Consider the following 26592-nt stretch of genomic DNA (forward strand, 5'->3'; position numbering starts at 1 on the left):
ATGGATAATTTCTGGCAGGCCTGTTCCGCGCAGTTGGAACTGGAGCTGACACCGCAACAATTCAGTGCGTGGATCAAACCGCTTATCCCTCTCGATTACGAAGAGGGCAAGCTGCGCATTGCTGCGCCCAATCGCTTCAAGCTCGATTGGGTCAAGACCCAGTTCGCCAGCCGCATCACGGCGCTGGCCATACAGTATTTCGAAGCGCCGACGGAAGTGCAGTTCGTGCTCGACCCGCGCCTGGCCCTGCCGAAAAAGCCAGTCACCGCCAGCACCCCGGCCAGCGATCCGAATGGCGGCGCGCCCAGCGCGCGCCCGGCAGAGCCGCAGCCGAGCGTGCCGGAACTGAGCATCGGCGCCGCGCCGCGCCGCGAGCAGAGCCGCATCAACACCGACCTGACCTTCGACAGCTTCGTGACCGGTAAGGCCAACCAGCTGGCGCGCGCCGCCGCCATCCAGGTGGCGAACAATCCGGGCGTGTCGTATAACCCGCTGTTCTTTTACGGCGGCGTCGGCCTGGGTAAAACCCACTTGATCCACGCCATCGGCAATCAGGTGATGGCCGACAATCCGGGCGCGAAGATACGCTACATCCACGCAGAACAGTACGTTCGCGACGTAGTGACCGCTTACCAGCGCAAGGGTTTCGACGATTTCAAGCACTACTATCACTCGCTCGACATGCTGCTGATCGATGATATCCAGTTCTTTGGCGGCAAGAGCCGCACGCAGGAAGAGTTTTTCTATGCGTTCGAGGCATTAATTGCTGCGAAGAAACAGATCATCATCACCTCGGATACGTATCCGAAGGAAATCACGGGCATGGACGACCGCCTGATTTCGCGCTTCGACTCGGGCCTGACGGTGGCCATCGAACCGCCGGAACTGGAAATGCGCGTGGCGATTCTGTTGAAAAAAGCCAAGCAGGAAGGCGTGACCTTCTCCGACGACGTGGCCTTCTTTGTCGCCAAGCACTTGCGCTCGAACGTGCGCGAGCTGGAAGGCGCGCTGCGCAAAATTCTGGCGTACTCGCGTTTCCATGGCAAAGACATCACCATCGATATCGTCAAGGAAGCCTTGAAGGACTTGCTGTCGGTGCAGAACCGTCAGATTTCCGTGGAAAACATCCAGAAAACCGTGGCCGACTTCTTCAATATCAAGGTGGCCGACATGTATTCGAAGCGCCGCCCCGCGAATATCGCCCGGCCGCGCCAGATCGCCATGTACCTGGCCAAGGAATTGACACAGAAGAGCCTGCCGGAAATCGGCGAGCTGTTCGGCGGCCGCGACCACACCACGGTGCTGCATGCCGTGCGCAAGATCGCGCTGGACCGCACCAAGAATCCGGAATGCAACCATGAATTGCATGTACTGGAGCAAACATTGAAAGGCTAAGAACGCCTGACCAAACCTGCTGCGCGTCGCGATTCGCGGCCTCCGATGCTCACTGTGCTAAAGCACAGCTCCGCGTCTCGGCCACGACTCACTGCCGCTCGCTACGGTTTTGTCAGGCGTTGCAAGCACGACTGGGCAAGACTGGCTCAAAACGTGCTTTACCCTTATTATCTGGGAGGGCGCCGCAGCCGGTCTGTCGGGGCTCCCCATGGCGAGAATTGTTAAATTAATACGTTAAACGTCGTACTGTTCAACCTATACATTGAGGATAAATATGCAATTGGTCAAAACCACCCGAGATACCCTTCTCCGGCCACTGCAGATCGTGAGCGGTATTGTCGAGCGTCGGCACACTATGCCGATTCTGGCCAATATCCTCATCCGCAAAGACGGTGAAAATGTGTCCTTCCTGTCGACCGACACTGAAGTGCAGATCACCACGCACGCGGAAATCGGTTCCGGCGCGGACGTCACCGGTACCACCGTGGCCGCGCGCAAGCTGCTCGACATTTTGCGCGCCCTGCCCGAATCGGGCGACGTCACGATGACCCTGCTCAACAAGCGCCTGACCGTGCAAACGGGCAAGTCGCGCTTCGCCCTGCAAACCCTGGCGGCGGAAGAGTTTCCAACCGTGCAACAGGCGGAGAGCTACAACGCGTCCGTCACCCTGCCCCAAAAAACGCTGAAGCACCTGTTCAACATGGTGCATTTCTCAATGGCGCAGCAAGACATCCGCTATTACCTGAACGGCTTGCTGCTGGTTCTGGATGGCAATAATGTCATCGCCGTGGCCACCGACGGCCACCGCCTGGCGTTTTGCCAGGTCGCCACCGAGCAGACGTTCGCGCGCCAGGAAGTCATTATTCCGCGCAAGACCATCATCGAACTGCAGCGCCTGCTGGAAGAGAACGATGAGCCGGTGCAGCTGGACATCGCCGCCAACCAGGTGAAACTGACCTTTGCCGACATCGAGCTGATCTCGAAGCTGGTGGAAGGCAAGTTCCCCGACTACACGCGCGTGATTCCTAAAGGCTACAAGAACGACTTCACCATCGGCCGCGATGAACTGCTGCGCTCGCTGCAACGTGCCGCCATCATGACCAGCGACAAGTTCAAGGGCGTGCGCTGCATCATCACCCCGGGCAGCATGAAGATCAGCTCGACCAATGCGGACCAGGAAGAAGCCGTCGAAGAGCTGGAAATCGACTACGGCGGCGATTCCGTCGACATCGGCTTCAACGTGACGTATCTGCTGGACGTGCTGAACAACCTGAAATGCGAATACGTCAACATCGCGCTGGGCGACTCGAATTCGTCCGCCCTGATCTCCATCCCGGACAATGCCGACTTTAAATATGTCGTCATGCCGATGCGGATCTAAAGACCACAGCAGTGACGTAGGTCGGATGAGCGCAGCGTCATCCGACATGCTGAGCGCCGTCTGTCGGGTTACGCCGTTCCGGCTAACCCGACCTACGGTCATCAGCCAGCAGCCCCGAATCAATCAGCAATCGTTATTTGAGAAAGCAGTCCATGTCCGAGAATCCACAAGACACCCCGATCCAGGCCAAAACGGAAGAATACGGCGCCTCCTCCATCCAGATCCTGGAAGGCCTGGAAGCCGTACGCAAACGCCCGGGCATGTACATTGGCGACACCTCGGACGGCACCGGCTTGCACCATCTGGTATTCGAAGTGCTGGACAACTCCATCGATGAATCGCTGGCCGGCCACTGCACGGAAATCCACGTCACCATCCACAGCGACAATTCGATCTCGATCACCGACAATGGCCGCGGCGTGCCGACCGGCCTGAAAATGGACGACAAGCACGATCCGAAGCGTTCGGCGGCGGAAATCGTCATGACGGAACTGCACGCGGGCGGCAAGTTCGACCAGAACTCCTATAAAGTCTCGGGCGGTTTGCACGGCGTGGGCGTGTCCTGCGTGAATGGCCTGTCGAAATTGCTGAAACTGACCATCCGCCGCGACGGCAAGGTCCATTACATGGAATTCGTGCGCGGCGTGCCGCAAGACCGCCAGATCGTCATGGTCGGCGACGTCGCCACCTCACCGATCAAGGTCATCGGCGACACCGACAAACGCGGCACCGACGTGCACTTCTGGGCCGACGAAGAGATTTTCACGCATGTGGAATTCCACTACGAAATCCTGGCCAAGCGCATCCGCGAACTGTCCTTCCTGAACAATGGCGTCAACATCAAGTTGTCCGACCAGCGCACGGGCAAGGAAGAAATCTTCGCCTTCGAAGGCGGCACGCGCGGCTTCGTCGAATACATCAACAAGGCCAAATCGGTCTTGCACCCGACCATTTTCCAAGCTACGGGCGAGCGCCTGTCGGACCAGAATACGAACATCTCGGTCGACGTGTCGATGCAGTGGAACGATGCCTACAATGAACAGGTGTTGTGCTTCACGAATAACATCCCGCAACGCGACGGCGGTACCCACCTGACGGGCTTGCGCGCGGCCATGACGCGCGTGATCAACAAATACATCGATGAACACGAGTTCGCCAAGAAGGCGAAAGTGGAAATCAGCGGCGACGACATGCGCGAAGGCCTGACCTGCGTCCTGTCGGTAAAAGTGCCGGAACCGAAATTCTCGTCGCAGACGAAAGACAAGCTGGTATCGAGCGAAGTGCGCGGTCCTGTCGAAGAGATCGTCGCCAAGACCCTGGCCGATTACCTGCAAGAAAAACCGAACGACGCCAAGATCATTTGCGGCAAGATCGTCGAAGCGGCACGTGCCCGTGAAGCGGCCCGCAAGGCGCGCGACCTGACGCGCCGCAAAGGCATCATGGATGGCCTGGGCCTGTCGGCCAAGCTGGCCGACTGCCAGGAAAAAGACCCCGCCCTGTGCGAACTGTACATCGTCGAGGGTGACTCGGCAGGCGGCTCGGCAAAACAGGGACGCGACCGCAAGTTCCAGGCGATCCTGCCGCTGCGCGGTAAAGTCTTGAACGTGGAAAAAGCCCGTTTCGAAAAAATGCTGTCCTCGGAGCAGATCACCACCCTGATCGCCACCCTCGGCACCTCGATCGGACCGGACGAATTCAACGTCGAGAAGCTGCGCTACCACCGCATCATCATCATGACCGATGCGGACGTCGACGGCGCCCACATCCGTACCCTGCTGCTGACCCTGTTCTACCGCCAGATGCCGCAACTGGTCGAGCGCGGCCACATCTACATCGCGCAACCGCCGCTGTACAAGGTGAAAGCGGGCCGCGACGAGCGCTATCTGAAAGATGACGCCGAGGAAGCGAGCTACATGATGACGGTGGCGCTGAACACGGCCGTGCTGGTGCCGCGCACAGGCGCGGAAGGCATTTCCGGCGACACCCTGACGGAACTGGTGCGCAAGTTCAACCTGTCGAACACCATCATGACGCGTCTGACGCGCGTCATCGACCGCGCCGCCCTGACGGCCATCATGACGGGCGTGCAGCTGGACCTGTCGACCCTGGACCTGGCGGAAGCTTCCGCCCTGGCCCTGCAGACGGCCATCAACGACAGCGCCGTGAAAGTGCATGTGCGTTCCGACGACTTGTCGGAAAAACACATGCTGCGCATCGAGCGCATGCACCACGGCAACATCAAAGTCAGCGCCATCGACGCCGACTTCGTGCAAGGCCCGGACTACGCCGTGCTGAGCAGCGGCGCCGCCACCTTCGAAGGCCTGATCGGCGAAGGCGCGTTTGTCCGCCGCGGCGAAGGCGAGCGCATGAAGGAAATCGCCGTGGTCGACTTCCACCAAGCCATGCAATGGCTGCGCGACGAAGCCGAACGCACCGTCTCGAAACAGCGCTACAAAGGTCTGGGCGAAATGAACCCGGACCAACTGTGGGAAACCACGATGGACCCGACCGTGCGCCGCCTGTTGAAAGTGCAGATCGAAGACGCCATTGCGGCGGACCAGATCTTCACGACCCTGATGGGCGACGACGTGGAACCACGCCGCGCGTTTATTGAAAATAATGCGCTGCGCGCGGGCAATATTGACGTGTAAGCGGTGGTATTTGTAGGATCTCAAAATACATGAAATAAATCTCATTATTTGAAAAAACGGCGGCTACCTAAAATGGCCGCCGTTTTCATATATTGATTTGGAAATTACCGAATGATGAAAGTTGATTTCGCAAACTATCCTTACAATATGAACGTGCCCCTCTATCCACGTAGCGGCACTAGTCAGTCATGACTACGTATTCATCTGAGAGGGGGACGTGCGTCTCAACGTGCAGCTCGCATCCGGTCAAATAGACGGTTACGCTGCTATACGAGCAAGGTTGTCCCAGACGACGGTCCAACATCCGCGAAACTCAACCGATAGTGAAGTAGGTGTGGGATAGGCAAATTCCTTCAAGCCCTAGCCATCATGGAGCAGCGAAGATACGAAGCTCAACATCGAGATTGGAGCATGCTCCAATCCATCCCTGGATTAGCTGATAGGCTTGAAGCGATTCGCTGCTCCCGGCTGCGCCGTGATTCATTTGAGCGGCAAAGTGATTTCTTGAGAAGCTGTTTGCAGCAACAATCCACACCTCTTTTTTCACCGCGTGATTCCTCCGCCTATCGGCGATGAGTTCCCATAGGCGAGTCATTTCCGACTCCAAATCCGACGTTGACTCATCGAAACGCTTGCGATCTAGCATACGAATGCGACTCTTGAGGCGATTTGCCGCTCCATTCGTTGGCCAGTCATTGAGCAGCTCAGACCAGTTCGCGGCAAGCAAATTTCGGTCGCTTGTAATTAGCATCTCCAAGTTCTTCACCGCCTGTGAACCAACTTCAGCAATTGCACCAGCAGACGACTCCGGGCGCTTGCTTGAAGACCCGCATTTCACATGAATATAAACAAGTTTTTCTGCTGAGGAGACGACGAAGTCAGCCGGCTCTGTTCCCATATCTGAACACAACAGAATGTCCGGATGAGCGACATAATCGTAAAAGGGCCCCAAGTCTGCGAGTGAAGGATTCGCCAACGAGAAATTTTTCAACTTGTCGATCAGGTAGAACACGGACAACGAATCAAACTCATCGTTTAACGGTCCGGAACTCGCCCCCTTCTCGGTCAGACCTATCTGCTGTAAAGCTGGGAGTCCAACAATAATATTACCCAGCTCAGACTTCTCGATTTCAAATCCCCCCTGTGTTGGCAAACGCAATTCGTAAAATCTACCTCCAGAATATGTGATGCCATCTTTGAACAATGCTTTGCTCAACTTCTGAGTCAAAAGGTCGCTAATGTTGTCCACCCCATCGGCATACACATCCATATTTCCCCGGGGTGAGAACGCCAGGTAAGGCTCCTGCAGGTCCACGCTAACATCGATGAGCGTTCCCTTAACTCCTTCGATCAGTTCAAACTGATTTACGCATGGATAGAAGACGAACTCATCGTCGAATTCGCTTCGTATCCCATCAACCTCTACACTAATAGGATTTTCTCCACCATCAAATTCAAACATTAGTGCTTCGAGTTCAAGCGGTCTACTAGGAACAATTGGCTTCGCGAATGCGCTTAGTACGCGACTTGTTGCTACCTCGTTCGATGTGAGACACCTTTCGATCATCTCAAACCACTCGTCCAAGTCGGATAAACTGAATTGGTGATCTTTGTGGTCTGAGATTCGCCCGGCGTCCACGCCGACATAGAAAGTTCCAGATTTCTTCCCTTGATTGTTCAAGGTGTCACACTTCAACGTTGACATCCGGTAGCCGGAAAATTGTTGCTGTCCTCCGAGCTCATCTAGATTGGGGCTTTTTAGGTGCATTGACTCTGGTCGGCGAGCTGGCCTTCCGATGGCACGTGTGCTCGTCTCCTTTGGGCGCATCTTGCCATCTCTTATCATTACCTTCAACAGCTGTTCCTGCGACAAGGGAAGTGTTAGTCCAAGTTCAGTATCGCCAGAGAATGATCGGCCGCGGCTGTCAAACACAGCAACCACATCATTCTTCAACACACGCATCAATGTGATTTCGAGGCTAGGCTCAAAGAAAAGTTCGTTCGCCAAGAACCTGGATTTATTGAATGCTACGGATAACACAACATGTATTGAAGTACCATTCGACTTAAAGGTCTTGCACAATTCTCCACAATTTGTCGAACGCCAATATAGGGTGTCTACCGCCTGATTGATGGAAAAACTGCCCTGCGTAGTGAGGAAACAAATCGACGCCGTCGGAATGACTAGAGCCTTGTCTGGTTCAAAATCGTTAATGTCAAATTTTCCGACGAAACGGCTCTGATGATAGCTATAGTTTGGGAATGCATCCAAGTACATTTCGATCAACTTCGCACTGTCTAACGAGTTAAGGAACTTCGACACGCCGGCTGCTGTTCTTAGCGACTCGTCAAAATCACGATAGCTCTCCCACATGACCAGGTTTGAGTCGTCATCCAATTCGACCACAACCGGATCGACCCCTTTGAATGCACGGACCACTCGACCGATTGTTTGAACGAGTTCTCTGCCACTACCAACTACGTAGGTTAGGACGAGCATCTTCGCACATGGGATATCAACGCCTTCATCAAGCTTATGCTGATGAACAAGGATGCGGTACGAACTCGTGGCGATGTCTTGAGGAACCGACACGCGTTCATTTTGACGCGAGTCATTCTTATAAGCATCGTGCACTGCAATCGTCGGCGCGAGCTTTGAAAGTCGGTCGAAATACTGCTGGACCTCGTCAAAGTTCTTACACTTGACGATGCACTTTAGCTCTGAATCCCTCGCTAAGAAAGCCGAAATAACAGCGTCGAGTTCATACTCAGTCACTGACTCGATGCTCGGAGCGTATAAAACTCCGTCCTCCGCAGCCTCCGCAAAAGTGTAGATGTAACTCGCTTGCGTACCAACGTCAAACTGGAAGAGATCATTACGGTAAGGGGTCGCAGTGACTATGATTCGATGGGCGTGCGTTCCGCGGACCAAGGTGCGCCACACGGGCGACGGTTCAGAATGTCCTTCATCAATGATGATGAGATCAAATTGGTCTCTAATCTTTGTAAGGTGCTCTGGTGTCTGGCGCAAGAGCATCTGGAAAGTCGTCACAAATATGCCATTCTGATCAATTTCCTTGATTGAGCGATGAACCTTTCGCTGTGCAGTCATGGAAACTGGCGCCGCCTTCTTAAAGAACTCGCCCGCGATCTGCTTGGCGAGCTGATTGCAGACGTAACGCCTATGGCAGAGTACAAGTACTTTGTGTTGTGGTGCATAGTGAGCAAGCGTCGCTATAACTCCTGATTTCCCTGCACCGGTGGGGAGACTGAGCAAGCAAGCTTTGTGCTCCTGTTGATCTAGCGGAGTGTTGAGATAACCTACACCGCAACGGACTGCGCTCCTCTGGCATTCACGTAGCGCGGCCCATATTATTTTATCAATTCCGAGGTCGTTCGTTATGGCTTGATCCACTATTTCCTTCCCGCGCGTTTACTGCGCTGGGTAACTTCGCGCACGAACATCGTCATTCAGAGCTTTACAATTTGTGCAAGATGTAATTCCGCTATTAGACTTTATCCTTATAACGTCGTTTTTTTGGCTCGCTTCGGTCGGGAGCTCTTAGGTTTCTGTTCGCTCTCTAGATTGAGATCCAACTGTGAAGCTCTCGAATTTTGCAAAACTCCCTCCACATAGTGACGAGTCTTACTCGCCAAACTTACAAATTGGGCGAGTGCTATTTCTAACTCAGCTTCGCGAACGCTCTTTTCCGGTGTCAATGGAAGTTCGCGCTCTCCTTCCTGAATGTCCGATACAAAGCGGAACTGACATGAAGCCCCTGGTATAACTTCTATGGACAAAACACGAGGGTACGCTTTAGGAATTGACTTAAAAACTTCAATTCCATCAAAAACGGAACTCATCCAAGCATATTCAACCCAGCAAATATCTGTCGTAGGTACTTCTGCCCAGTCGAATTTTGCTCTAAGTGCCCGTTCAATTCCTCTTGAGACCCGAGCCCAATTCGTGTCCCAGGTCACTGAACCAGAAAGCGCCGCCATTAGACCAAACCAGACATATGCGGCAGGGAACTGTCGCCGAAGCCGCCCAAGCAGGAAGCTATGAGAAGTTCCGCGCCCCACTAAGAATGCTCCTGCCGCAATTGTGGCTGTAATTTTCACATCAGAACTATGTAAGGAAGTTGCCTTCGCAGTAAGCCGCTGAAAACTAAGCACGCGCTCCTCAACCGAGTCACTGAAAAGCTCAGGGAAATCCCCTAGCTGCGGCACTTGTGTAGGAGCCACAGCATTGGGTGATACAGAGCTGAAATCAAATAGAGCTTCTACAACTAGCGGAGCAATTTCTGTGGGAGAAACGATTTCATCTTGGAGCGCGTTCGCTATTGCCCAGACCGGCAAGAGATCATCCACAGCAACTACGCGTCGCACAAAACGTCTATCTGCCTCCAATTTTCGCAAACGATCTACGCATGTCACTGACGCTACGTTTCCACCATAAATTAGTGAAGTGCGCGCAATTGCAGTCGAAAAACACCCCCCTGCGCGTGACAATGGCAGTGAAAGCAAATCGGCTTCGCCATCTCCTTGGGCGAGCATTTCGCCCAGAACAATGCCGGCCCACCGACTTGCATGCTGCGGGCGATGAGCTATATCGGATTCGGTGGTAGTTACAAAGCGTTCCCAATCTGTATTCGTAATCACGCGTGCAAATTGACTCAACGGCGAAGTAGGCGGTGCGAAAGTTCTCAGCCATGAGAGAGTATCGGCCGATGTCGATTCCTGTATCACGATCATCGATGGAAGACTGCTATGGTCAGCTCTCTCTTGCGATGCATGTCCTACTAAAAGTCGACCTTCTTTGAAAATCGGCGTATTTGCGCCAGCATTCCCAAGACTGCCTGCCTGAAGCTCCCCGTCAAGCAACGCTCGAGCGAACGTGTCACGCAAGTATGAGTGCCAGTAAAAATCAGTGCCAATCATGTTTTTCATGCATCACCAGGGAAAAGTTTTTTTGGGTCAAAGTGCTTGGGCTCAGAAAACGCATTTTCAAGCGCCACGCTTGTGGAACCGGTTCGGTATGCATTCAATGCCGTCTTTGCACGAGTCACGGCCGTGTAGGCCAGTTTGGTCCGGCGAAATGGATGGTTTGCGAGCTCTTCTACTCCGAACAAGTGAACTGCTCTAAACTCTGTTCCTTTACACGCATGTATTGTCATTACATGAATCCGAAAGTCTCCCCCAAAAGTCGCATCCTTGTCCTGTCCATGAACGCAAACGATAGAAGAAAATTCTGTTGAATCGAAATATTCACGCAACTGCTGCCGCGTCTCTCTAGTGGCGCAAAAAACTCCAATAGTATCTTCATTGAAAGCATCGAGCTGAATTCGTATCAACTCAAGCATAGCGGCGAATTGCGTGTCACGCGATGTGCATTCGTGCATTTTTGCAGTGGCAGTTCCTTGCTCTTGAGGATCATAGTTTGATGTTGCCTCCAACGTGTCACTTCCTGCCACTGGAGGGAGCAACCTATCAGCAACACGTGCAATTTTCTGACCTATGCGGAAATGGCGGCTAAGGACATGCCGTTCAAGATTTAGAGCAGATGCAGCATCCATGCCGTCTCGCTGATAGATGCCTTGCCTTGAATCGCCGCAAATACAAACTTTATCACTCAAGCATAACAATGCAGCTAACTCGGAACTGGTGAGGTCTTGCGCTTCATCAACGAATATCGCGCTGTACGGGTACTCTGAGGGACGTTGAGCATTTGCTTTCTGAATAAACTCAAGTATCTTTAGCCTCGCAGCATCATCAAATTCATCAGACTTTGAGATTGGAGAGCTTCCCAAACTATTGATGATGTAATCAAACGCCCAAGAATGGAATGTTCGAATTTGTCCGTCTGATATTAAACCCTCTGTGGTAATTCCAGTACGAATAAAATCAGCAAGAGCCTTCGTATATGTCAAGATCAATATATTACGTTCACCTTCTCCCGCCATATATTGAGCTCGGAGCAACAGCAAATTAGTTTTGCCTGACCCTGGAGGGCCCTCGAGCAAATGCCGCCCCTCTCGCGGAAGGTTTACGAACTTAAGCTGGTCATCATCCAGCTGCTTCATCGAACGCCACCAAGTCGAATTCATTGCGAATTTCCTTTGCCATAGTCCAGGCCCAGATCTAAGCCGTGCAGTGCTTCAATTTCAGGATGAGCCTCAATTACATCCAGCCCTCGACCGACTAGACTCGATATTACTCGAAGCACACTATTTGCTGCCTCATCTTCGCCATCCTGAATAACTGCCATAGCTGCCGCAATTTTGCTTTTGGGTTCTGCGTTTAGATCGCTCGAAGAGCAGCGCAGGTGCGCACTAATTGACACGCTGGCGGCTCGCTCATAGATTCCAATTTGCCATTCAACGTGCACGTAGCAGTCGATTTCTATTTCTGATCGAACTCCAAAAACGAGCAAGTATTCACCACCCAGGTCGCGCAACGTAAGCGGTAATTTTGGCCCGCATGTAGCTATAAGTTGATTTCGAATCCGGTCAATAAATCGACTACAAAATTGATTCCTGTCAAAGTCAAGACGCGACTGTATCGATGCACGAGCTTGCTCACCAGCTGTGCTCAATCCACGAGACAACCTTGCACTTAGAGCCATGAGCGGGTCCTGCGCACCCTCCAATACAAAGTCATCCCAACCGACTAGCTGGAGTCGAAGGTCCAGGTCCTTAACCAAACATCGAGATGACAGCGCCTTAAGCGCGCTTAGTCGACCAGGTTCGGCATCGGTGAACTCAGGAGTCTTTGTTAGCACTGCCCTCGCGACCAGCCATCGGTTTCCCATATTCATCTCGCTAGTAAACAGCGGACGTTTCATGATGAGATCGTGTAGGACCGCTCCCACTTGGTAGATATTGATTCCCCTCCAAAGTCTGGTGGAGGGTTCATCTAAGCGAAAAAGATATTCTGGCGGACTGTACTGCGCTGTTGCGAGAAATGGACGCTTGTTCCCATGATCCGTTATCGCCGCTTCATCGTTTTCAGACGTATCTATATCGCGGACCACTCCAAGATCCAGCAATTTCAGTAATTTGAAATCCGGAGAAACATGAATATTTTCCGGTTTAATATCACGATGAACTATTCCTAGCTCTTCGAGATATCGGACCGCTTCGACGAGTTGAGTAATCAGAGCGACCACGGCACCGTCTGGCAGTGTAGCAAGCTGGCCAGTCAGTTCGGGCCATGCCACGAACTCCATCTCTACAAAGGCAGTTCCCTCTGCTTCCTCCACACAGTATGTCTGTATAAGTGAAGGACAACTATGACCAATTAGGCGATTCTGGATTTGAAGCCGCTTTCGCTCGGCCGCGCCAGAAGGTCCGATTAGGAAAATCGGATCAAACACCTTGACAGCCCGGACGCCATCAGGAGTATCGACACGAAATACGCCAGCAGAACCGCCAGCCTTTAGAAAAGATGGCTTTCCCCACCCATTCTTTCCAGCGAGATAGCGATCTAGTCTAGCTGAAATGTCCTTGATTACTCCTTCATCCAGTGCTGGCATTACATCTCCGAAAAAATGCTGGGGCGAAAAGACTAAACAATGAAGGCAGGAAAGAACGGTCTTCAGACGCATGTATCCTTTCCTACCGGAAAGGCAATTTTATTACTAATTTAGGGTTAAAGTGTCAAAATTTTATAATGACCAGTTTTTTTACAATTGCACAACTGCGACCGATATGAGAATCGGCCATTGACCTGATATCTCACGCATAGCCATCTACGTTGGTAACCCTCACATTTTTTCCAACGTCAGAATTCTGACATTTTTATATCACAATTCCTTTAAAATCAAAGACTTATTGACATTTTTTACGCTAAATACTATCTTTTGGGTATTACACACGTTAGAACAGCAATAAAATGAGCCCCTTCTCGGTTTATCTTTCGGACCTTAGGAACCGCTTTGGCCTTCGCCAAACGAAGCTTGCCGAAATGCTGGGCTATGAGCAGAGCTACATCTCCGGCCTCGAACTGGGCACGAAGAACCCTTCAAACCAGGAATTCATCGCACGTCTAAGCAGTGCATTCAAGATGACAACTCAAGAGCAGGAAGAGCTCGCCAAGGTTGTTAAGCAATCACAACAACGGTTCGTTCTTCCACGCGAGGTGCATCCCGAAGCGTTTCGCCTTTGCAGCGAATTATGGGACAAAATTGATCGCATTCCGCTCCCTCAACTTCAGGCAATTCGAGCAGTCTTGAACTTGGACGTGCCCATGAACGGTCTGCCGTTGCCTGAGAGGGATGGTTCGAAAGAAACGGAGGCGCAGATGTAAAAACGGGACAAACCTATTGGCTTGCCCCGTTTTTGGTAAGCCATAGCTGCGTGCTACGGGAACCTAGGAATCTCCAGTATCGCGCTACCGACTGCGCGCGTCAAGCCGCCCCCCTCCATTCGTTACACGATCGCTTTGGTCTATTTCCCAAGGTAGGGAATTTTTCGTCCCAAATTTCGTGTTTTTTATATACGCGACGTCGACTAAAACGTCGCGAGGGCGCCGTTACGCCTGCAAATTTGACGAGGTAACAATTATGGCAATGAGGAAGGTTGTCACACCATCTGGCCGGGGCATTCGCGGCTTTTTCCCATCCACCAAGAACCAGCGAATGGTCGCGTGGGAATCCTTGCTCGAGCGCGACGCGATCATCCTGTTCGAGCTCTCACCTGGCGTTGTCTCATATGAGGAACAGCCATCCATTGAGCTGTACTACGACGGCTCTGTCCCTCGAAGGTACTACCCCGACTTCGCATTGACTCTGCGAAACGGATCTATTGCACACGTAGAAGTTAAGCCCAAGAAAAAGCTCTCTAACAAACTGGTTTACGAGCGCTTGCACCTGATTGCAGCCAGCTATCAACGGCAGTCGCGGCAATTTTGGATTTTGACTGACGATGAAATCCGCAAGCAACCCAGACTATCCAACCTAACACAGTGCGCATATCACATCAAAGCTGCACGCGTCGACCAGCCGCCAGTTTGGCAGTTGCATGAGCTGAAAAACCGTGAGGACTGGACCGTTGAGACATTAGCGAAGACGCTTGGCGGGATTTCTTTCGTGTTTCGCTTGCTCGCTTCCGGTCTGGCCTTTTGCGACCTAAGCCAACCAATCCAGCATTGCACACGTATATCCTTTACGCACGGAGAAGCACCAAATGATTCGCTTTACTTTTAGAAAAGGCCTGCGGTTTCTTGAACGTCAACGTACGTGGACGCTGATTCGACGACTGGCGAATCAAAAACTACAACTCGAAGATGAGGCCGGCGAGATCGTCACCTACACGGAATCGGAACTGAATTGCAAGTGGCTCAGACGAGAGCTCGTTATTGATGAGAGCTGCATTTCTGAGTCGAGCAGCGCTTTCTACCTGACCACACCCCGTGACTTATCCACTTATCCAGAGCACGTTCGTTCGTCCTCACTAAGGCGGCTGAAGTATCTAGTTGCCCTCGAAGGATATCTTGGTACCTACGTGCCGAAGGTACTTCAGCCGCAGATTACTGCCATCGCAGCGCAAATTGGTGATCTTAATCCGCCAAGTCCAATCACCGTGTATCGGTGGTGGAAATGCTATCGCTATTCAAAGTCAGGGGAGTCAACAGTTGACATGCGTCATCGTTCCGGGCGCCCGAAGTGCGATGCCGCAGATGCACTTTTGGAAGAATCCATCTCCACGCTCTTTTTAGATCAGCAACAGCATCCAGCCTCGGCAGTGTACGACGACTTGTGTACTCGTGTTGAGCAAGTCAACAGGCAGCGCGATCACGCCTCGCAAATCCACTGCCCATCCAGGGCAACAGTTTATCGTCGCATAGACGATTTGGAAAAGGAAATTGTCGATCGTTCTCGTCTAGGTAAGCATGCCGCTGAACGCAAGTATCGACCAGTGCTAGGCACGGTCAAGGTCAGCAAGGTGCTAGAACGCCTTGAAGTGGACCACACGCCACTGGACCTGATCATCATTGATGAAGACACAGCGTTGCCACTTGGAAGACCATGGCTTTCAGTCGCAATCGACAGATACAGCCGAGTCATCATGGGTTTCTATGTGTCCTTCAACGAACCTTCATCGTTCTCCATTCTTCAATGCTTGAAACGAGCGATCCTGCCAAAAGATGATTGGCTGAGCAACTACCCGGATATCCAGGGAAAATGGCCCTGCCATGGCATCCCAGAGTTAATCGCTACCGATAACGGCATGGATCTTCACTCTGCTGCATTTCGCGATATTTGCCTCGAGTTAGGGATCCAGTTGCTTTATTGTCCGGCGAAAAAACCAGAATACAAAGGTTCAGTCGAGCGTTTCTTTCGAACGATCAGCCAGGGCCTCGTTCATAGGCTGCCTGGTACCGTTTTCTCTAATGTAAAACAGCGGGGTGACTATCCGTCGGAAGAGCTGGCCGCAATCGATCTTAAAACCTTGATGCACTTGCTGACGAAGTGGGTAGTTGAGGTGTATCACTGTTCGAAACATCGAAAGTTACGCATGACACCGCTTGAGAAGTGGTACGAGAGCATTCCCAACCGCACCGTAGAGCTCCCGGCTTACCCCGAACAGATGGATGTTTTAGTTGGAATTCCTGCCGAGCGCACTTTGTTTCACTATGGCTTGGAAATAGACAATCTCATGTACAACAGCGAGGAGCTGCAAACCATCTTTCGCAGAAATGGGACGGAAGCAAAGACCAAAATTAAACTCAAATACTACGAAGACGACGTGTCATACATTCATGCCTTCAACCCATCCAACGATTCTTATGTACGCGTGCCCGCTGTGGATTGGGACTATGCCACGGGCCTAAACAGGCATGTCCATAATTTAATTCAGGCTGCGGCAAGAGAGAAACATGGCAGCCGGCCCGGTATCAAGCGTTTGCTTGAGGTCAAGACAGAGATACAAGAGATTGTATCTAACGCCCTGAAGAGCAAGAAAATGAAGGATCGAAAACGCGGTGCCAAGCTGACGCAGCATAACAGCGAAGGAATACTCCAGCGCAATAGCTCTCCTATCGAAAAAGCCATGTCGCCAAAAAAATCAGCCAAAGCGACTCAGCCAGTACAGGTAGATCCTGGATTGGATGACGAACTTCCATCATTCAAAGTTTCAACTCGGACGTTGCAAAGGAAAGGAGAAGGCAGTGCATAAAGATGCCATGGCGAAGCGCAAGGTGCACTCTAAGGGCCCCGATCATTACGAGAATTACACAGGCTTTTCAATCCGCCATCAAGTGATTGAGTTCAATGCATTTCGTGAAGGCTGGCAAAAAATTGCCCAAATCCATCGTCGTGGCTGTGATGCCAGAATTGCAGGTGGGCTGCTTTTAGTAGGGCAGTCGGGCGCAGGAAAAACTACCCTTATCGAACACTACCGTGACAAATTCCCCAACGAACTTCGCCCGGAGCAGACCATTGTGCCTGTCCTGATAGTTCAAACCCCAGCGATGCCAACGGTGAAAAACTTGGCAGAAGCCATACTGCATGCATTGTACGATCCGGACGTGAACAAAGGATCGACAGAAGAAAAAACCCGCCGGATCTTCAAGCTCTTGCAGGCCTGCCGCGTTGAACTACTCATCATCGACGAATTTCAGCACTTTAGTGACACGCATCGTCGTAGCGTTGCAAATCAGGTCGCGGATTGGTTGAAAAGTGTTTTGAATGTGGCCCAGATACCGGTCGTAGTAGTGGGACTACCGCGGGCTGAGAACGTGATTCACTTAAACGAGCAACTTGCCAGACGCTTCTCGTCAGGCTTTGAACTTCGCCCTTTTAGCTTCCACACGGGCGAAGGGCAAGTGGAATTCAGAGGGCTACTGAAAACCATACATTCCCATATACCTGTTCAATGTGTTGAATTCCACGAAGCCAATCTAGCATTAAGATTCTTCGTCGCAACGAATGGGCTCATCGACTACATCGCGAAGATCATTGATGAGGCAGTACAAATAGCTGGTCGTCGTGGAATATCTTATATTGATTGGAGCATACTCGCCCAAGCGTTTGAGGAGTCTGTCTGGAGAAATGTCCCAAAAAAGCTCAATCCGTTCAATCCTGATGCTGAACTTCGGCAGTTGAACAAAGTTGGCGAACCGTTTGAGCATTGGGACCCATTACGCTTACCAGGCGTAGAGTTGGAGGAAGGGCGATGAACAAGCTGCGATCGGAAAGTCACCCTGGCGATAGTATGTTACTTTGCAGGCCGCCCCGCGCGCCCACTGAGGGGATGTATGGTTTCCTATTACGCTTGGCCGAAGCAAACGGTTTGATTGGCATCGCCCAGCTTTTACCCGGTCGAAAACCTTCGATTGATGCGCTGGAACGCCGGCTTGGCACACAACGCTGGCCACAAAATCGAACAATGCTCGATGCAATTCGTCCGCAGCTAACTTGCCGCCCAGGACAACGGTCACTATGGAACCAACGGCATAGCCGTTATTGCCCTTGCTGCCTAACTGAGTCGCCGCAATGGAGATGGGAGTGGGAATTAACGCTCTTCACTAGCTGCCCCCAACACGGCGTTGCGCTGATAGAGCGCTGTCCCGGATGCAGCAAGAAACTAAGCTGGGGACGTCAAAGCCTGACCAATTGTGATTGTGGTTTTTCCTTAACTTCGGCTGAACCTATGCCCGTCTCACAGGCGGAGCGCCAGTTAGCGGAAATTTTCTATGCGAAGCTTTACCGGTGCCCGACGACGCACACACACCTGTCTGAATTATCACTTGAGCAATTAAACAGGGTTGCGTTTATACTTGGCGCATACGCAAAAAATGATGGACGCAAGTTCTCGCAGAAAATTAGAAATTTACATGACATAGATGTTGTGCGCCCACTCACGCATTCAGCCGCAAGCATACTTATGAACTGGCCTAAGAAGTTCCACAATCTGCTTGCATCGTTGCGCAAGGCGGGTGAGATCGACATACAAGATCAGCGACTGTCAAAGCGTTTCGGATTTTTCTATCAATACGTCTATAAAAACCTGAGGGATCCTGAATATTCGTTTCTTCTGCAAGCATTCGAAGGGTATATTTCACGCACATGGCGGGGAGCACTTGCTGAACGAAATTCAAGACTTTCTGTTGATATGCGCCGACGTCATACCTGGATCCCGATCAGCGCAATGGCGAAAGAGCTTAAGACGTCACCGCGTAAACTCCAACTCCTCATCAACGACGGTCGTATCGACTCCAATGTTAGTAAGACCGATACCGGCCGATCTCTCATTTGCGTGAATCGCCAGCAAATTGCAAAAATGCGGATGGAGTTAGACAACGTACTTGATCTCCAGCAGACATGCCATTTATTAGGGCTTACGAAGTCACGAACAACTCAGCTCGTGCACGGAAAAATAATTGAATCAATCTTTCAACCAAAAGGTTCAGGGACATCACGTTGGGGGATACCTCACCAGCATGTGAAAGCTCTTATATCGTTTGGCTCTGATCTACCGGTCATCGCGGAACGTGAGAGGCCTGAACTTGTTTCGCTTGCTCATGCGCTTCGTTACCTGCTTCGGGAAAAATTTCTATTTCCTTCCCTAATAATCGGAGTCATACACAGAGAGATCATGCCGTTGGCTGTCTCTGACTCCATTTCCGGCCTACCCAGTTGGCTATTCGATCGCAATGCACTTGTTGCCTGGATAAATGAGCAGCGTCGAGTTGGCATGCATGGGTGCATATCCGTTCCAGATGCAGCTCGGAAACTGGGTATACGCCAAGAGGCTATTTATCAATTCGTACACAGGTCACAATTGCGCTTCGTCCTCCATAACGAGCGCCATCACGTTCTCATCTACGAAAAAGATTTGGAAGAATTTGCAAATAAATTCGTTTTTAGTCATGAGCTTCAGGCGCAGTTCAACTTGGTTCCGTCTTACTTTATCCCACGTCTTATAGCACGTGGCGTCAGACCGGCCAGCGGCCCAAAAATCGATGGTGGGCAAATCTATCTATTTCCCCGATGTTTAGATCTTTTCGATGCAATGAACGACGTAGTCAAAAATCGTAAATCCGCGTATGGAGAAGCATCCGATTGTTCAATGTGATCGACAACTACAACCGTAAGGGCGGCGGCATCGCGGTTGATTTCTGATTGCTGCTCGAACAGGTAATCTGGCTCCTGGACAGGATCATCGAATGGCGTGACCAACCCCAGATCATTTGCGGCGATAACGGCCCGAGTACATCAGCGCTGTCCCTCTGGCCTGAGTCGCCAAGCGTGGCATACGCATTGACTTTACACAGCCAACCAGCCGCAGCAGAACGCTTATGTTGAGCGCTATAACCGCACGGTCCGCTACGACTGGTTGGCCCATCACCTGTTTGAAACGCTCGATGCGATTCAGGATTTTGCGACCTGCTGGCTGTGAACTTACAATCACGACCGGCCCAACATAGCACTTGGCGGCCACACGCCAAAACAGAAGCTTGCCATGGCCGCTTAACCTCTACTTTTAGCACGCTCTAAAAATAGGGAGTTACCCGTATATCGCTATGAACACAACTCGGCACCTGAAACTGCACTTCATAAGCTCAGCATCGAAAATGAGATAAAAAAGTAAAACGCCTCTACAGCCAGAGGTCGCTACGTACACTTCCCAGCTGACGAGCCAATTGAGCAACGCTTACCCAAATTTTTGCCGGTGAAACAGCTTCTAGGTGGGCGGTTTCCTCAACTGCCATCACCACCACTTGCAGGGGTGCTTCATCTAGGAAGTGCAGTAAATAGGACATATGATTGGCAGATACTTGTCCGGTAATCAAAGCTTGCTGCAGCTCGTCGCTAGTCAGCTCCCCCCTGTAACTAACGCTCGCGTTTTTTGCCGCCATCCACAAACCGTTTTTTTTTTGCCTCGCCTTGATCGATGGCGGAGCAAAATTGAGTCCGAGTATCCCCAGCAGACTCACCAAGCGCCCGAAACTCAGATCTCCAATAGTTCCGGCCTCCAGCTGTTGCACTGTCTGTCGCGACAGTCCAGCAAGTTTCGCTAGGCGTTGCTGCGTCAACCCAACGGCATGACGACGAACGCGGATTGATTTTCCGACCTCAGAGATGTTCATCAGCTACCACTCTATAAATGTACAAAATATCTTACATCCATTTGCAGCACATACATATACTTAACTTGCCTACTTGAAGCAATGGAAACGTCAGTCTGCAATTGAGCGGAGTGGGCGTTAGGAAATTTTCATCTATTGTGAGATTTCATGAGGAAATTTTCATGTTTTATGAGAATGGCACTGCCTTTAGTCTCAAAATACATGGATAACTTGTTGATTTTTAAAGCGTTATATTTCATCTATTTTGAGATCCTACAGTATTGTTGATAGAGGGGGCGACACAATGTGTCGCCTTTTTTTTGATCAGATTGAACAGCACGATGACATCTACCCTGAGCTACTACAATCAAAACGCGACGACTTTCTTTACTAATACAATTAGCGTCGATATGTCGGTATTGCATGACCGATTTTTATCTGCGGTGAGCGCAGGCGGAAACGTTTTGGATGCCGGTTGTGGCTCGGGGCGAGATAGCAAGGTATTTTTGGACAGAGGCTATCGTGTTACCGCTTTCGATGCCTCACATGAACTTGCGCGTTTAGCAGAGGAACACACTGGCATTCAGGTTCAGGTGCGTAGTTTTATCGATGTCAAAGAGCAAGTGTGCTATGACGGCATTTGGGCCTGCGCCAGCTTGCTGCATGTTGAAAAAGCGGAATTGCCAGCTGCTCTTGCCTGTCTGTGGAATGCACTGAAACCCGGCGGTGTGTTTTATCTCAGTTTTAAAATAGGCACGGGAGAACGTGTTCAAGATGGGCGTCACTTTACTGATGTCGAAGAGCAGCAGTTGCGTACATGGTTTACTGCCTTGCCCGAGGTGGACACCATGGCTTGCTGGCAGTCAATAGATCAACGTCCAGGCCGCAAAGAGCAATGGCTAAACGCACTCGTGCGCCGTGCAGTCGCATCACAAAATCATCTGATTACGGGTGGGAGCGATCCGTTTTTGCCGCACCTGAGCAGTTCCATTAATCAAGCATCCGAGGTCGACTTAGCTGTTGCTTTCGTTAAGACGACAGGACTGCGCTTGCTGCTGCCAGACCTGCAAAGCGCACTCAAAGGTGACAAGGAATTGAATCGCCAGCCGGCGCGTGTACGGGTGCTGACGAGCGACTATTTAGATGTGACAGATACCGAGGCCTTGCGCTTGTTGATGCTGCTGCAGGCCAAAGGCGCGCAGGTCAAAGTGCACCAATCGGCTGGCAGCAGTTTTCACCTCAAAGCCTATCTGTTCGCTCAACTCAATGACCAGCGCGTTCTAAGCGGCACGGCATTTATTGGTTCCAGCAATATCAGTAGGCAAGCGCTAACGAATGGCGTGGAATGGAACTATCGCATTGATTATCCGGGCGACAATGGCTATCTGGAAGCACGCTCCAGATTCGAAGAGTTGTTCGCTCATCCTCGCTGCGTCCCCCTAACGGATGAGTGGATCGCCCAGTATGATGCCCGCCGCGTTCCCTTACCGATGGCTGTAGCTCCAGGTAGCCTGGAACAAGATGCGCCCCCCGTTCCAACTACCGTCCAAATCGAAGCCTTATTCGCTCTGAGAGCGACACGCGATGAAGGGTTTCGACGCGGTTTAGTCGTGCTGGCAACCGGCCTTGGAAAAACATGGCTTGCCGCCTTCGATGCCAAACAGCTCGGAGCGCGACGGGTGTTGTTTGTCGCTCACAGGGAGGAGATTTTGAATCAAGCCGCCGAAACGTTCCTACGCATTCGCCCCGATGCACGCGTCGGCTTTTACGCTGGTCAAACCAGAGACAGCGAGGCCGATATCTTATGCGCTTCGATCCAAACGCTGGGGAAAGAAGTCCATTTGGAGCGATACTCGCGAGAGCATTTCGACTATATTGTCGTTGACGAATTCCATCATGCGGCCGCTCCCACCTATCGACGCTTACTGGCCTATTTCTCACCACGTTTTCTGCTGGGTTTAACGGCGACGCCGGATCGTTCAGACCAGTCCGATATCTTGTCGCTATGCGATGACAATCTGGTGTTCACGCGGGGGCTATTTGCCGGTATCCAAGCCAAGCTCTTGGTACCGTTTCACTATTATGGCATCTTCGACAGTTCCGTCGATTACACCGAGATACCTTGGCGTAGCGGGCGCTTCGTTCTTGAGCAACTGAGCAATAAATTAGCGACGCTGGCTCGTGCTAAGCATGCGCTGACGGAGTGGCAGCGCCATAAGCAGCAACGCACGCTGGCATTTTGTGTCTCGGTCGCGCATGCTGAATTTATGACCGCCCAATTTTCCAAGGCGGATATCGCTTGTGCTGCCGTGTATGCCGGTTCGCCGCTGAGTCGTGCCGATGCGCTGGAGCGCCTGCGTGACGGACGGCTCGCAGTGATCTTCTCTGTTGATCTGTTTAACGAAGGCGTGGATTTGCCGGCCATCGATACGGTCATGATGCTGCGCCCTACAGAGTCCAAAATCCTATTTCTCCAGCAGTTGGGCCGAGGCTTGCGCAAAAGCGAAGGCAAGGAACGCTTGGTTATTTTGGACTTTATCGGCAATCACAAGAGCTTTCTGCACAAACCCGAGGCCTTGTTTGAGATCGACGCCAGCTATAAAAAATTAGCGGATTTCGCACGCAAGGCAGAGGCGAATCAGCTCGATCTGCCCGAGGGATGCTTCGTCAACTACGATTTGAAATTGATCGAGTTTCTCAAGTCGTTGGACAGCGAAGGAACGAAAAACGAGTACATCGCCTTGCGCGATAGCTTAGGCCGGCGCCCGACCTTGACCGAGTTTTACCGGGCTGGCGCCAGCATGCCAGCGATGCGTAAGGAGTACGGTGATTGGTACGCTCTCGTTCAGGCAATGGATGACCTTAACGCAGACGAGCAAGTCATCGCGGCCAAGCATCGCAGCTTCTTGCGCGAACTGGAAATAACCTTGATGAACAAGAGCTTCAAGATGGTATTGCTTGAGGCATTACAGGAAATGGATGGTTGGCATACGCCACCAACAGCGGCCGCACTGTCTGAGCGCTCATGGCAAGTGCTGCAACGGCGACGCGCGCTTCTGGCAGATCTTCCGCAGCCACTGCGCGTAGGGAATGGTCAAAGCGAAGCATGGCTGCGCTACTGGTCCAGCAATCCCATCAACGCTTGGATAGGTGGCAATAGCACTGCTAAGAATAGTGATTTCCGGATGAAAGATGGGCGATTTGAAGCCGTCTTTAAGCTTCATGACGGCCATCGGGAGAACTTCGAACTGATGGTGCAAGAGATTATTGACTACCGCTTGGCTTCCTATGAAATCCGTCGCATCCAAGCAGATTTAACAAATAATGTGATTCCTTTTGTTCGCAGCGAAAAGGCGAACAATCTGACGGCACTGCCATATTTTCCAAATTTAAAGATCGCTTGCGGCCACTTTAAGACCGGGACTGTGGATGCGGAGGAGTACCGCAATCTGCCTACCAGCTACGGAAATATCGATCCGCATCGACACTTTATCGCCCGAGCATCTGGCAATTCCATGAACGGTGGAAAACACCCGATTCAAGATGGCGACTACCTGCTACTGGAACATATTACGCCCACCAATGCGGGCTCGATCACTGGCTCGGTGATGGCAATCGAGCGTCAAGATGAGTCTGGCGATGGCTTCCAGTATTTACTGCGCCATATCGTTAAAACACCTGACGGCGGCTATGTACTACGGGCAACGAATACAGACTATCAAGACATGGGCGCTACCGAGGATATGCACACTTTGGCGCGTTTCAAAGCCATTGTCAGCCCGCTCGATTTGGCCGTCGGACAGGCATTCAAGCGCGAGGATATTGCGCCGTTATTTGGCGAAACCTATAGCATCGGCAATTGGAATGTCGGGCATGTGACGCTGGCCGGCAAGAACGCAATGGTGTTGCTGGTAACGCTGAATAAGCAAGGCAAGACCGCAGATCATCGGTACGTCGATCATTGGGTCGATGACAGCACCTTTCATTGGCAAAGCCAAAATTCCACAACACCGATTAACAAAAGAGGACGGGACATTATCGAACACGAGCAAAAAGGACTCACAATCCATCTGTTTGTGCGTGAATCTAAGCTACACAACGGTAAAGGTGCGCCCTTCGTTTATCATGGAGCGGTACGCTACGTGAGCCACACAGGCAGCAGTCCGATGAGTGTCGTATTTAGCTTGGCTACGCTATAAGCATCTGATCTATCGCAGCGTGAACGCTAGTGTTGGCGCTATCAAGCCGCCTTCGGCAACAGCACTTCCCCAAAGGTTTGCAACACTTGTTCCAACTTGCCGTCCATCATCGCGTTAAGACGCCGACGATGCTGGCGGCGATATCCGGCTTGGTCTTGCTACACCAGACGGTTTGCGGCATGGCGTCGGTGTAGCTATGTTGATCGAGCAATAAGCGCACTTCCTTCATACTGTGGCGACACGAAGACACTGGCCGCCGTTTTCCTCGCCCGGATCACCACTGCCCCCAAGAAACCAGTACACTAGTTCCTGAGCGCAACTAATTTTGTACGCGCGTCATGCCGCCTGCTGTTGCCGGGAGGCGCCCCTGCCGCAAGGCGTGTTGTCTCTGGACAAATGCAATGTTCACTTCGCGCAGCCTGTCGCCTGCCTTCTATTACCTGTTCTTTTCAGGAGAACGGGAGCAGCAGCAGCGCTTTTTCAAGGAACTGCATTTCATTTCGATAGCCATCCTGACGTTTGGCCTGGCTTGCTGGCTGGTCACGTTCAGCCTGACCTTGTCGCGCGCGTCGCTCGATCATGCGCAGGCGGCGCTGGGCGTGACGGGCATGCTGGCCGGGCTGCTGCTGACTGTGTATGCGAAGTCCTTGCAGGCCATCATCACCAGCGGCACCATCAGCGTGCTGTTTATCGCTTTCGGCTTTCGCGTGCTGATGCTGGGCACGGAAGACCCCGCTTTTTGGGTATTACCGCTGGGCGTGATGATCACCCTAACGACGGCGCCCATCTTCAGCGGTATCGCGTATTACCTGGGCGTGTCGCTGTGCGTGTGGGCCATCCTGGGGCTGGGGCAGTTTCCCGTGCATGCGGGCCAGGCCGACCAGCATTGGCCCGTACTGGCCGTCACCATCAGCGTGATCATCGGCCTGGCGCTGAACATCTATTTTCTCATCTTGCGCATCCATAACTACCGCGCCCAGCGCGAGCTGGCGACGATGGCCTACAAGGATGGCTTGACCGGACTCAATAACCGGCGCATGTTCACGCAAAGCGCCCGCGTCCTGCAGCGCACGGCGCGCACGCCCGCGTATTTCCTGATGATCGACATCGACGACTTCAAGCAGATCAATGATGTGCATGGCCATGACGTGGGCGACGAAGTGCTGAAAAGGATCGCCGAGGTGATCGCGGGGCTGTCGGGCGATCACCTGTGCGGCCGCCTGGGCGGCGAGGAATTTGCCGTCATCTACGTGGGTGAAAAGAACGCGGCCTGCGCCTTTGCCGCGCAGCTGGTCGATGCGGTCGAGGCGGCTTTCGTGCCGGAACGCAAGGTGTCCGTCAGCATCGGCATGGCGGAACTGATCAAGGAAGCGGACTTGTCGCACAGCTACCGGCGCGCCGATGAATCCTTGTACCAGGCCAAGAAAAACGGCAAGAACCGCTACGTGTTCAACGCCGCCTGAATACCGCCGTCCGGCGTCGCGTCGAGCAGCGCCAGCAAGGCTTGCGGCGCAATCTTCCACGGATCGCGCTGCTCGGGATCCACCTCGCACCAGCTGTCTTGCGCGCCGATCTTGAGGATGGTCAAGGGAATGTTCTTGCTCTCAAAGAAGGCCAGCATGCGGCGGAGCAGCTGGCTGACCCTGGCATGGTCTTCCAGGTATAAAGAACACGTATAGAAACAGCCCTTCTCTCCCATGCGCAATTTCCTGGCCGCCCCGACACGCGAGTGGAGCACGTACTTGTGCAGGAACTCGGTCACGACCTCATCGTCAACGGGCGTACTGCAGGAAATGGTGATCTTGGCCATGGCAAGCGGGGCAGTGATTCAATAGACTAGCTTAGCAGAAAGCTTTTCATTCCTGAAATGCTAAGATCGCGGCGCGCGCATGCC

The 26592-nt window shown here is 52.2% G+C and carries 16 protein-coding genes and 1 pseudogene; 11 read left to right on the top strand and 6 right to left on the bottom strand.

Annotation, left to right across the window (positions count from 1 at the left end; translation table 11 throughout):
• The 3 genes from dnaA (at position 1) to gyrB (ending at position 5427) form a co-directional block, all read left to right on the top strand.
• The gene (gene dnaA, locus AC3RCG_RS00005) at positions 1-1395 is read left to right on the top strand and encodes a chromosomal replication initiator protein DnaA (RefSeq protein WP_070224767.1); all 1395 of its coding nucleotides are present in this window, start codon (positions 1-3) and stop codon (positions 1393-1395) included.
• 274 nt (positions 1396-1669) lie between these two features.
• The gene (gene dnaN, locus AC3RCG_RS00010; RefSeq protein WP_034754341.1) at positions 1670-2776 is read left to right on the top strand and encodes a DNA polymerase III subunit beta; all 1107 of its coding nucleotides are present in this window, start codon (positions 1670-1672) and stop codon (positions 2774-2776) included.
• A 152-nt stretch (positions 2777-2928) separates the two neighbouring features.
• Positions 2929-5427 carry a DNA topoisomerase (ATP-hydrolyzing) subunit B gene (gene gyrB / locus AC3RCG_RS00015; RefSeq protein WP_070224768.1) on the top strand — a complete coding sequence of 833 codons (2499 nt, stop codon included), beginning with the start codon at positions 2929-2931 and terminating at the stop codon, positions 5425-5427.
• Between the two features lie 367 nt (positions 5428-5794).
• Here the strand turns inward: gyrB and AC3RCG_RS00020 are convergent, their stop codons facing one another.
• From AC3RCG_RS00020 to AC3RCG_RS00035, 4 genes are all read right to left on the bottom strand, one after another.
• Positions 5795-8842, bottom strand: a complete 3048-nt coding sequence (locus AC3RCG_RS00020; RefSeq protein ID WP_492404975.1) for a DEAD/DEAH box helicase — start codon at positions 8840-8842, stop codon at positions 5795-5797.
• A gap of 107 nt (positions 8843-8949) precedes the next feature.
• Positions 8950-10377, bottom strand: coding sequence for a hypothetical protein (locus AC3RCG_RS00025; protein WP_492404977.1), 1428 nt, complete (start codon positions 10375-10377; stop codon positions 8950-8952).
• Positions 10374-11534, bottom strand: coding sequence for a UvrD-helicase domain-containing protein (locus AC3RCG_RS00030; RefSeq protein WP_492404979.1), 1161 nt, complete (start codon positions 11532-11534; stop codon positions 10374-10376). The genes AC3RCG_RS00025 and AC3RCG_RS00030 overlap by 4 nt, the downstream gene beginning before the upstream one ends.
• Positions 11531-13033 carry a protein kinase domain-containing protein gene (locus tag AC3RCG_RS00035; protein ID WP_492404981.1) on the bottom strand — a complete coding sequence of 501 codons (1503 nt, stop codon included), beginning with the start codon at positions 13031-13033 and terminating at the stop codon, positions 11531-11533. Before AC3RCG_RS00035 ends, AC3RCG_RS00030 begins: the two co-directional genes overlap by 4 nt.
• Before the next feature lie 287 nt (positions 13034-13320).
• On the opposite strand from AC3RCG_RS00035, the gene AC3RCG_RS00040 reads away from it, so the two are divergent.
• From AC3RCG_RS00040 to AC3RCG_RS00065, 6 genes and pseudogenes are all read left to right on the top strand, one after another.
• Positions 13321-13734 (top strand): helix-turn-helix domain-containing protein, encoded by a 414-nt coding sequence (locus AC3RCG_RS00040; protein ID WP_492404983.1) that lies wholly within the window; start codon positions 13321-13323, stop codon positions 13732-13734.
• 256 nt (positions 13735-13990) lie between these two features.
• Positions 13991-14632: a TnsA endonuclease N-terminal domain-containing protein gene (locus AC3RCG_RS00045; RefSeq protein WP_492404985.1), complete on the top strand. Its 642-nt coding sequence runs from the start codon at positions 13991-13993 to the stop codon at positions 14630-14632.
• Positions 14613-16604, top strand: coding sequence for a TnsB C-terminal domain-containing protein (locus AC3RCG_RS00050; RefSeq protein ID WP_492404986.1), 1992 nt, complete (start codon positions 14613-14615; stop codon positions 16602-16604). Before AC3RCG_RS00045 ends, AC3RCG_RS00050 begins: the two co-directional genes overlap by 20 nt.
• Entirely contained in the window at positions 16597-17607 is a 1011-nt protein-coding gene (locus AC3RCG_RS00055) for a TniB family NTP-binding protein (protein ID WP_492404988.1), read from the top strand. Before AC3RCG_RS00050 ends, AC3RCG_RS00055 begins: the two co-directional genes overlap by 8 nt.
• A 35-nt stretch (positions 17608-17642) precedes the next feature.
• Positions 17643-19505: a TniQ family protein gene (locus AC3RCG_RS00060; protein ID WP_492405052.1), complete on the top strand. Its 1863-nt coding sequence runs from the start codon at positions 17643-17645 to the stop codon at positions 19503-19505.
• A pseudogene (locus tag AC3RCG_RS00065) lies at positions 19481-19904 on the top strand (integrase core domain-containing protein); the annotation flags it as partial. The gene AC3RCG_RS00060 and the pseudogene AC3RCG_RS00065, both read left to right, overlap by 25 nt.
• A 124-nt stretch (positions 19905-20028) precedes the next feature.
• On the opposite strand, the gene AC3RCG_RS00070 reads toward AC3RCG_RS00065, so the two are convergent.
• On the bottom strand, positions 20029-20520 hold the full coding sequence (locus AC3RCG_RS00070; protein ID WP_492404990.1) for a helix-turn-helix transcriptional regulator: 492 nt from the start codon (positions 20518-20520) through the stop codon (positions 20029-20031).
• A 320-nt stretch (positions 20521-20840) separates the two neighbouring features.
• Between AC3RCG_RS00070 and AC3RCG_RS00075 the strand changes: the two genes are divergently transcribed.
• On the top strand, positions 20841-24698 hold the full coding sequence (locus tag AC3RCG_RS00075) for a DUF3427 domain-containing protein (RefSeq protein WP_070310261.1): 3858 nt from the start codon (positions 20841-20843) through the stop codon (positions 24696-24698).
• A 401-nt stretch (positions 24699-25099) separates the two neighbouring features.
• Positions 25100-26161 (top strand): GGDEF domain-containing protein, encoded by a 1062-nt coding sequence (locus AC3RCG_RS00080; protein ID WP_492404992.1) that lies wholly within the window; start codon positions 25100-25102, stop codon positions 26159-26161.
• Here AC3RCG_RS00080 and AC3RCG_RS00085 read toward each other — a convergent pair.
• On the bottom strand, positions 26140-26508 hold the full coding sequence (locus AC3RCG_RS00085) for a hypothetical protein (RefSeq protein WP_492404994.1): 369 nt from the start codon (positions 26506-26508) through the stop codon (positions 26140-26142). The genes AC3RCG_RS00080 and AC3RCG_RS00085 overlap by 22 nt on opposite strands.
• Positions 26509-26592 lie beyond the last annotated feature (84 nt).

The organism is Janthinobacterium sp. GW823-FHT01H08 (genome assembly GCF_058797855.1).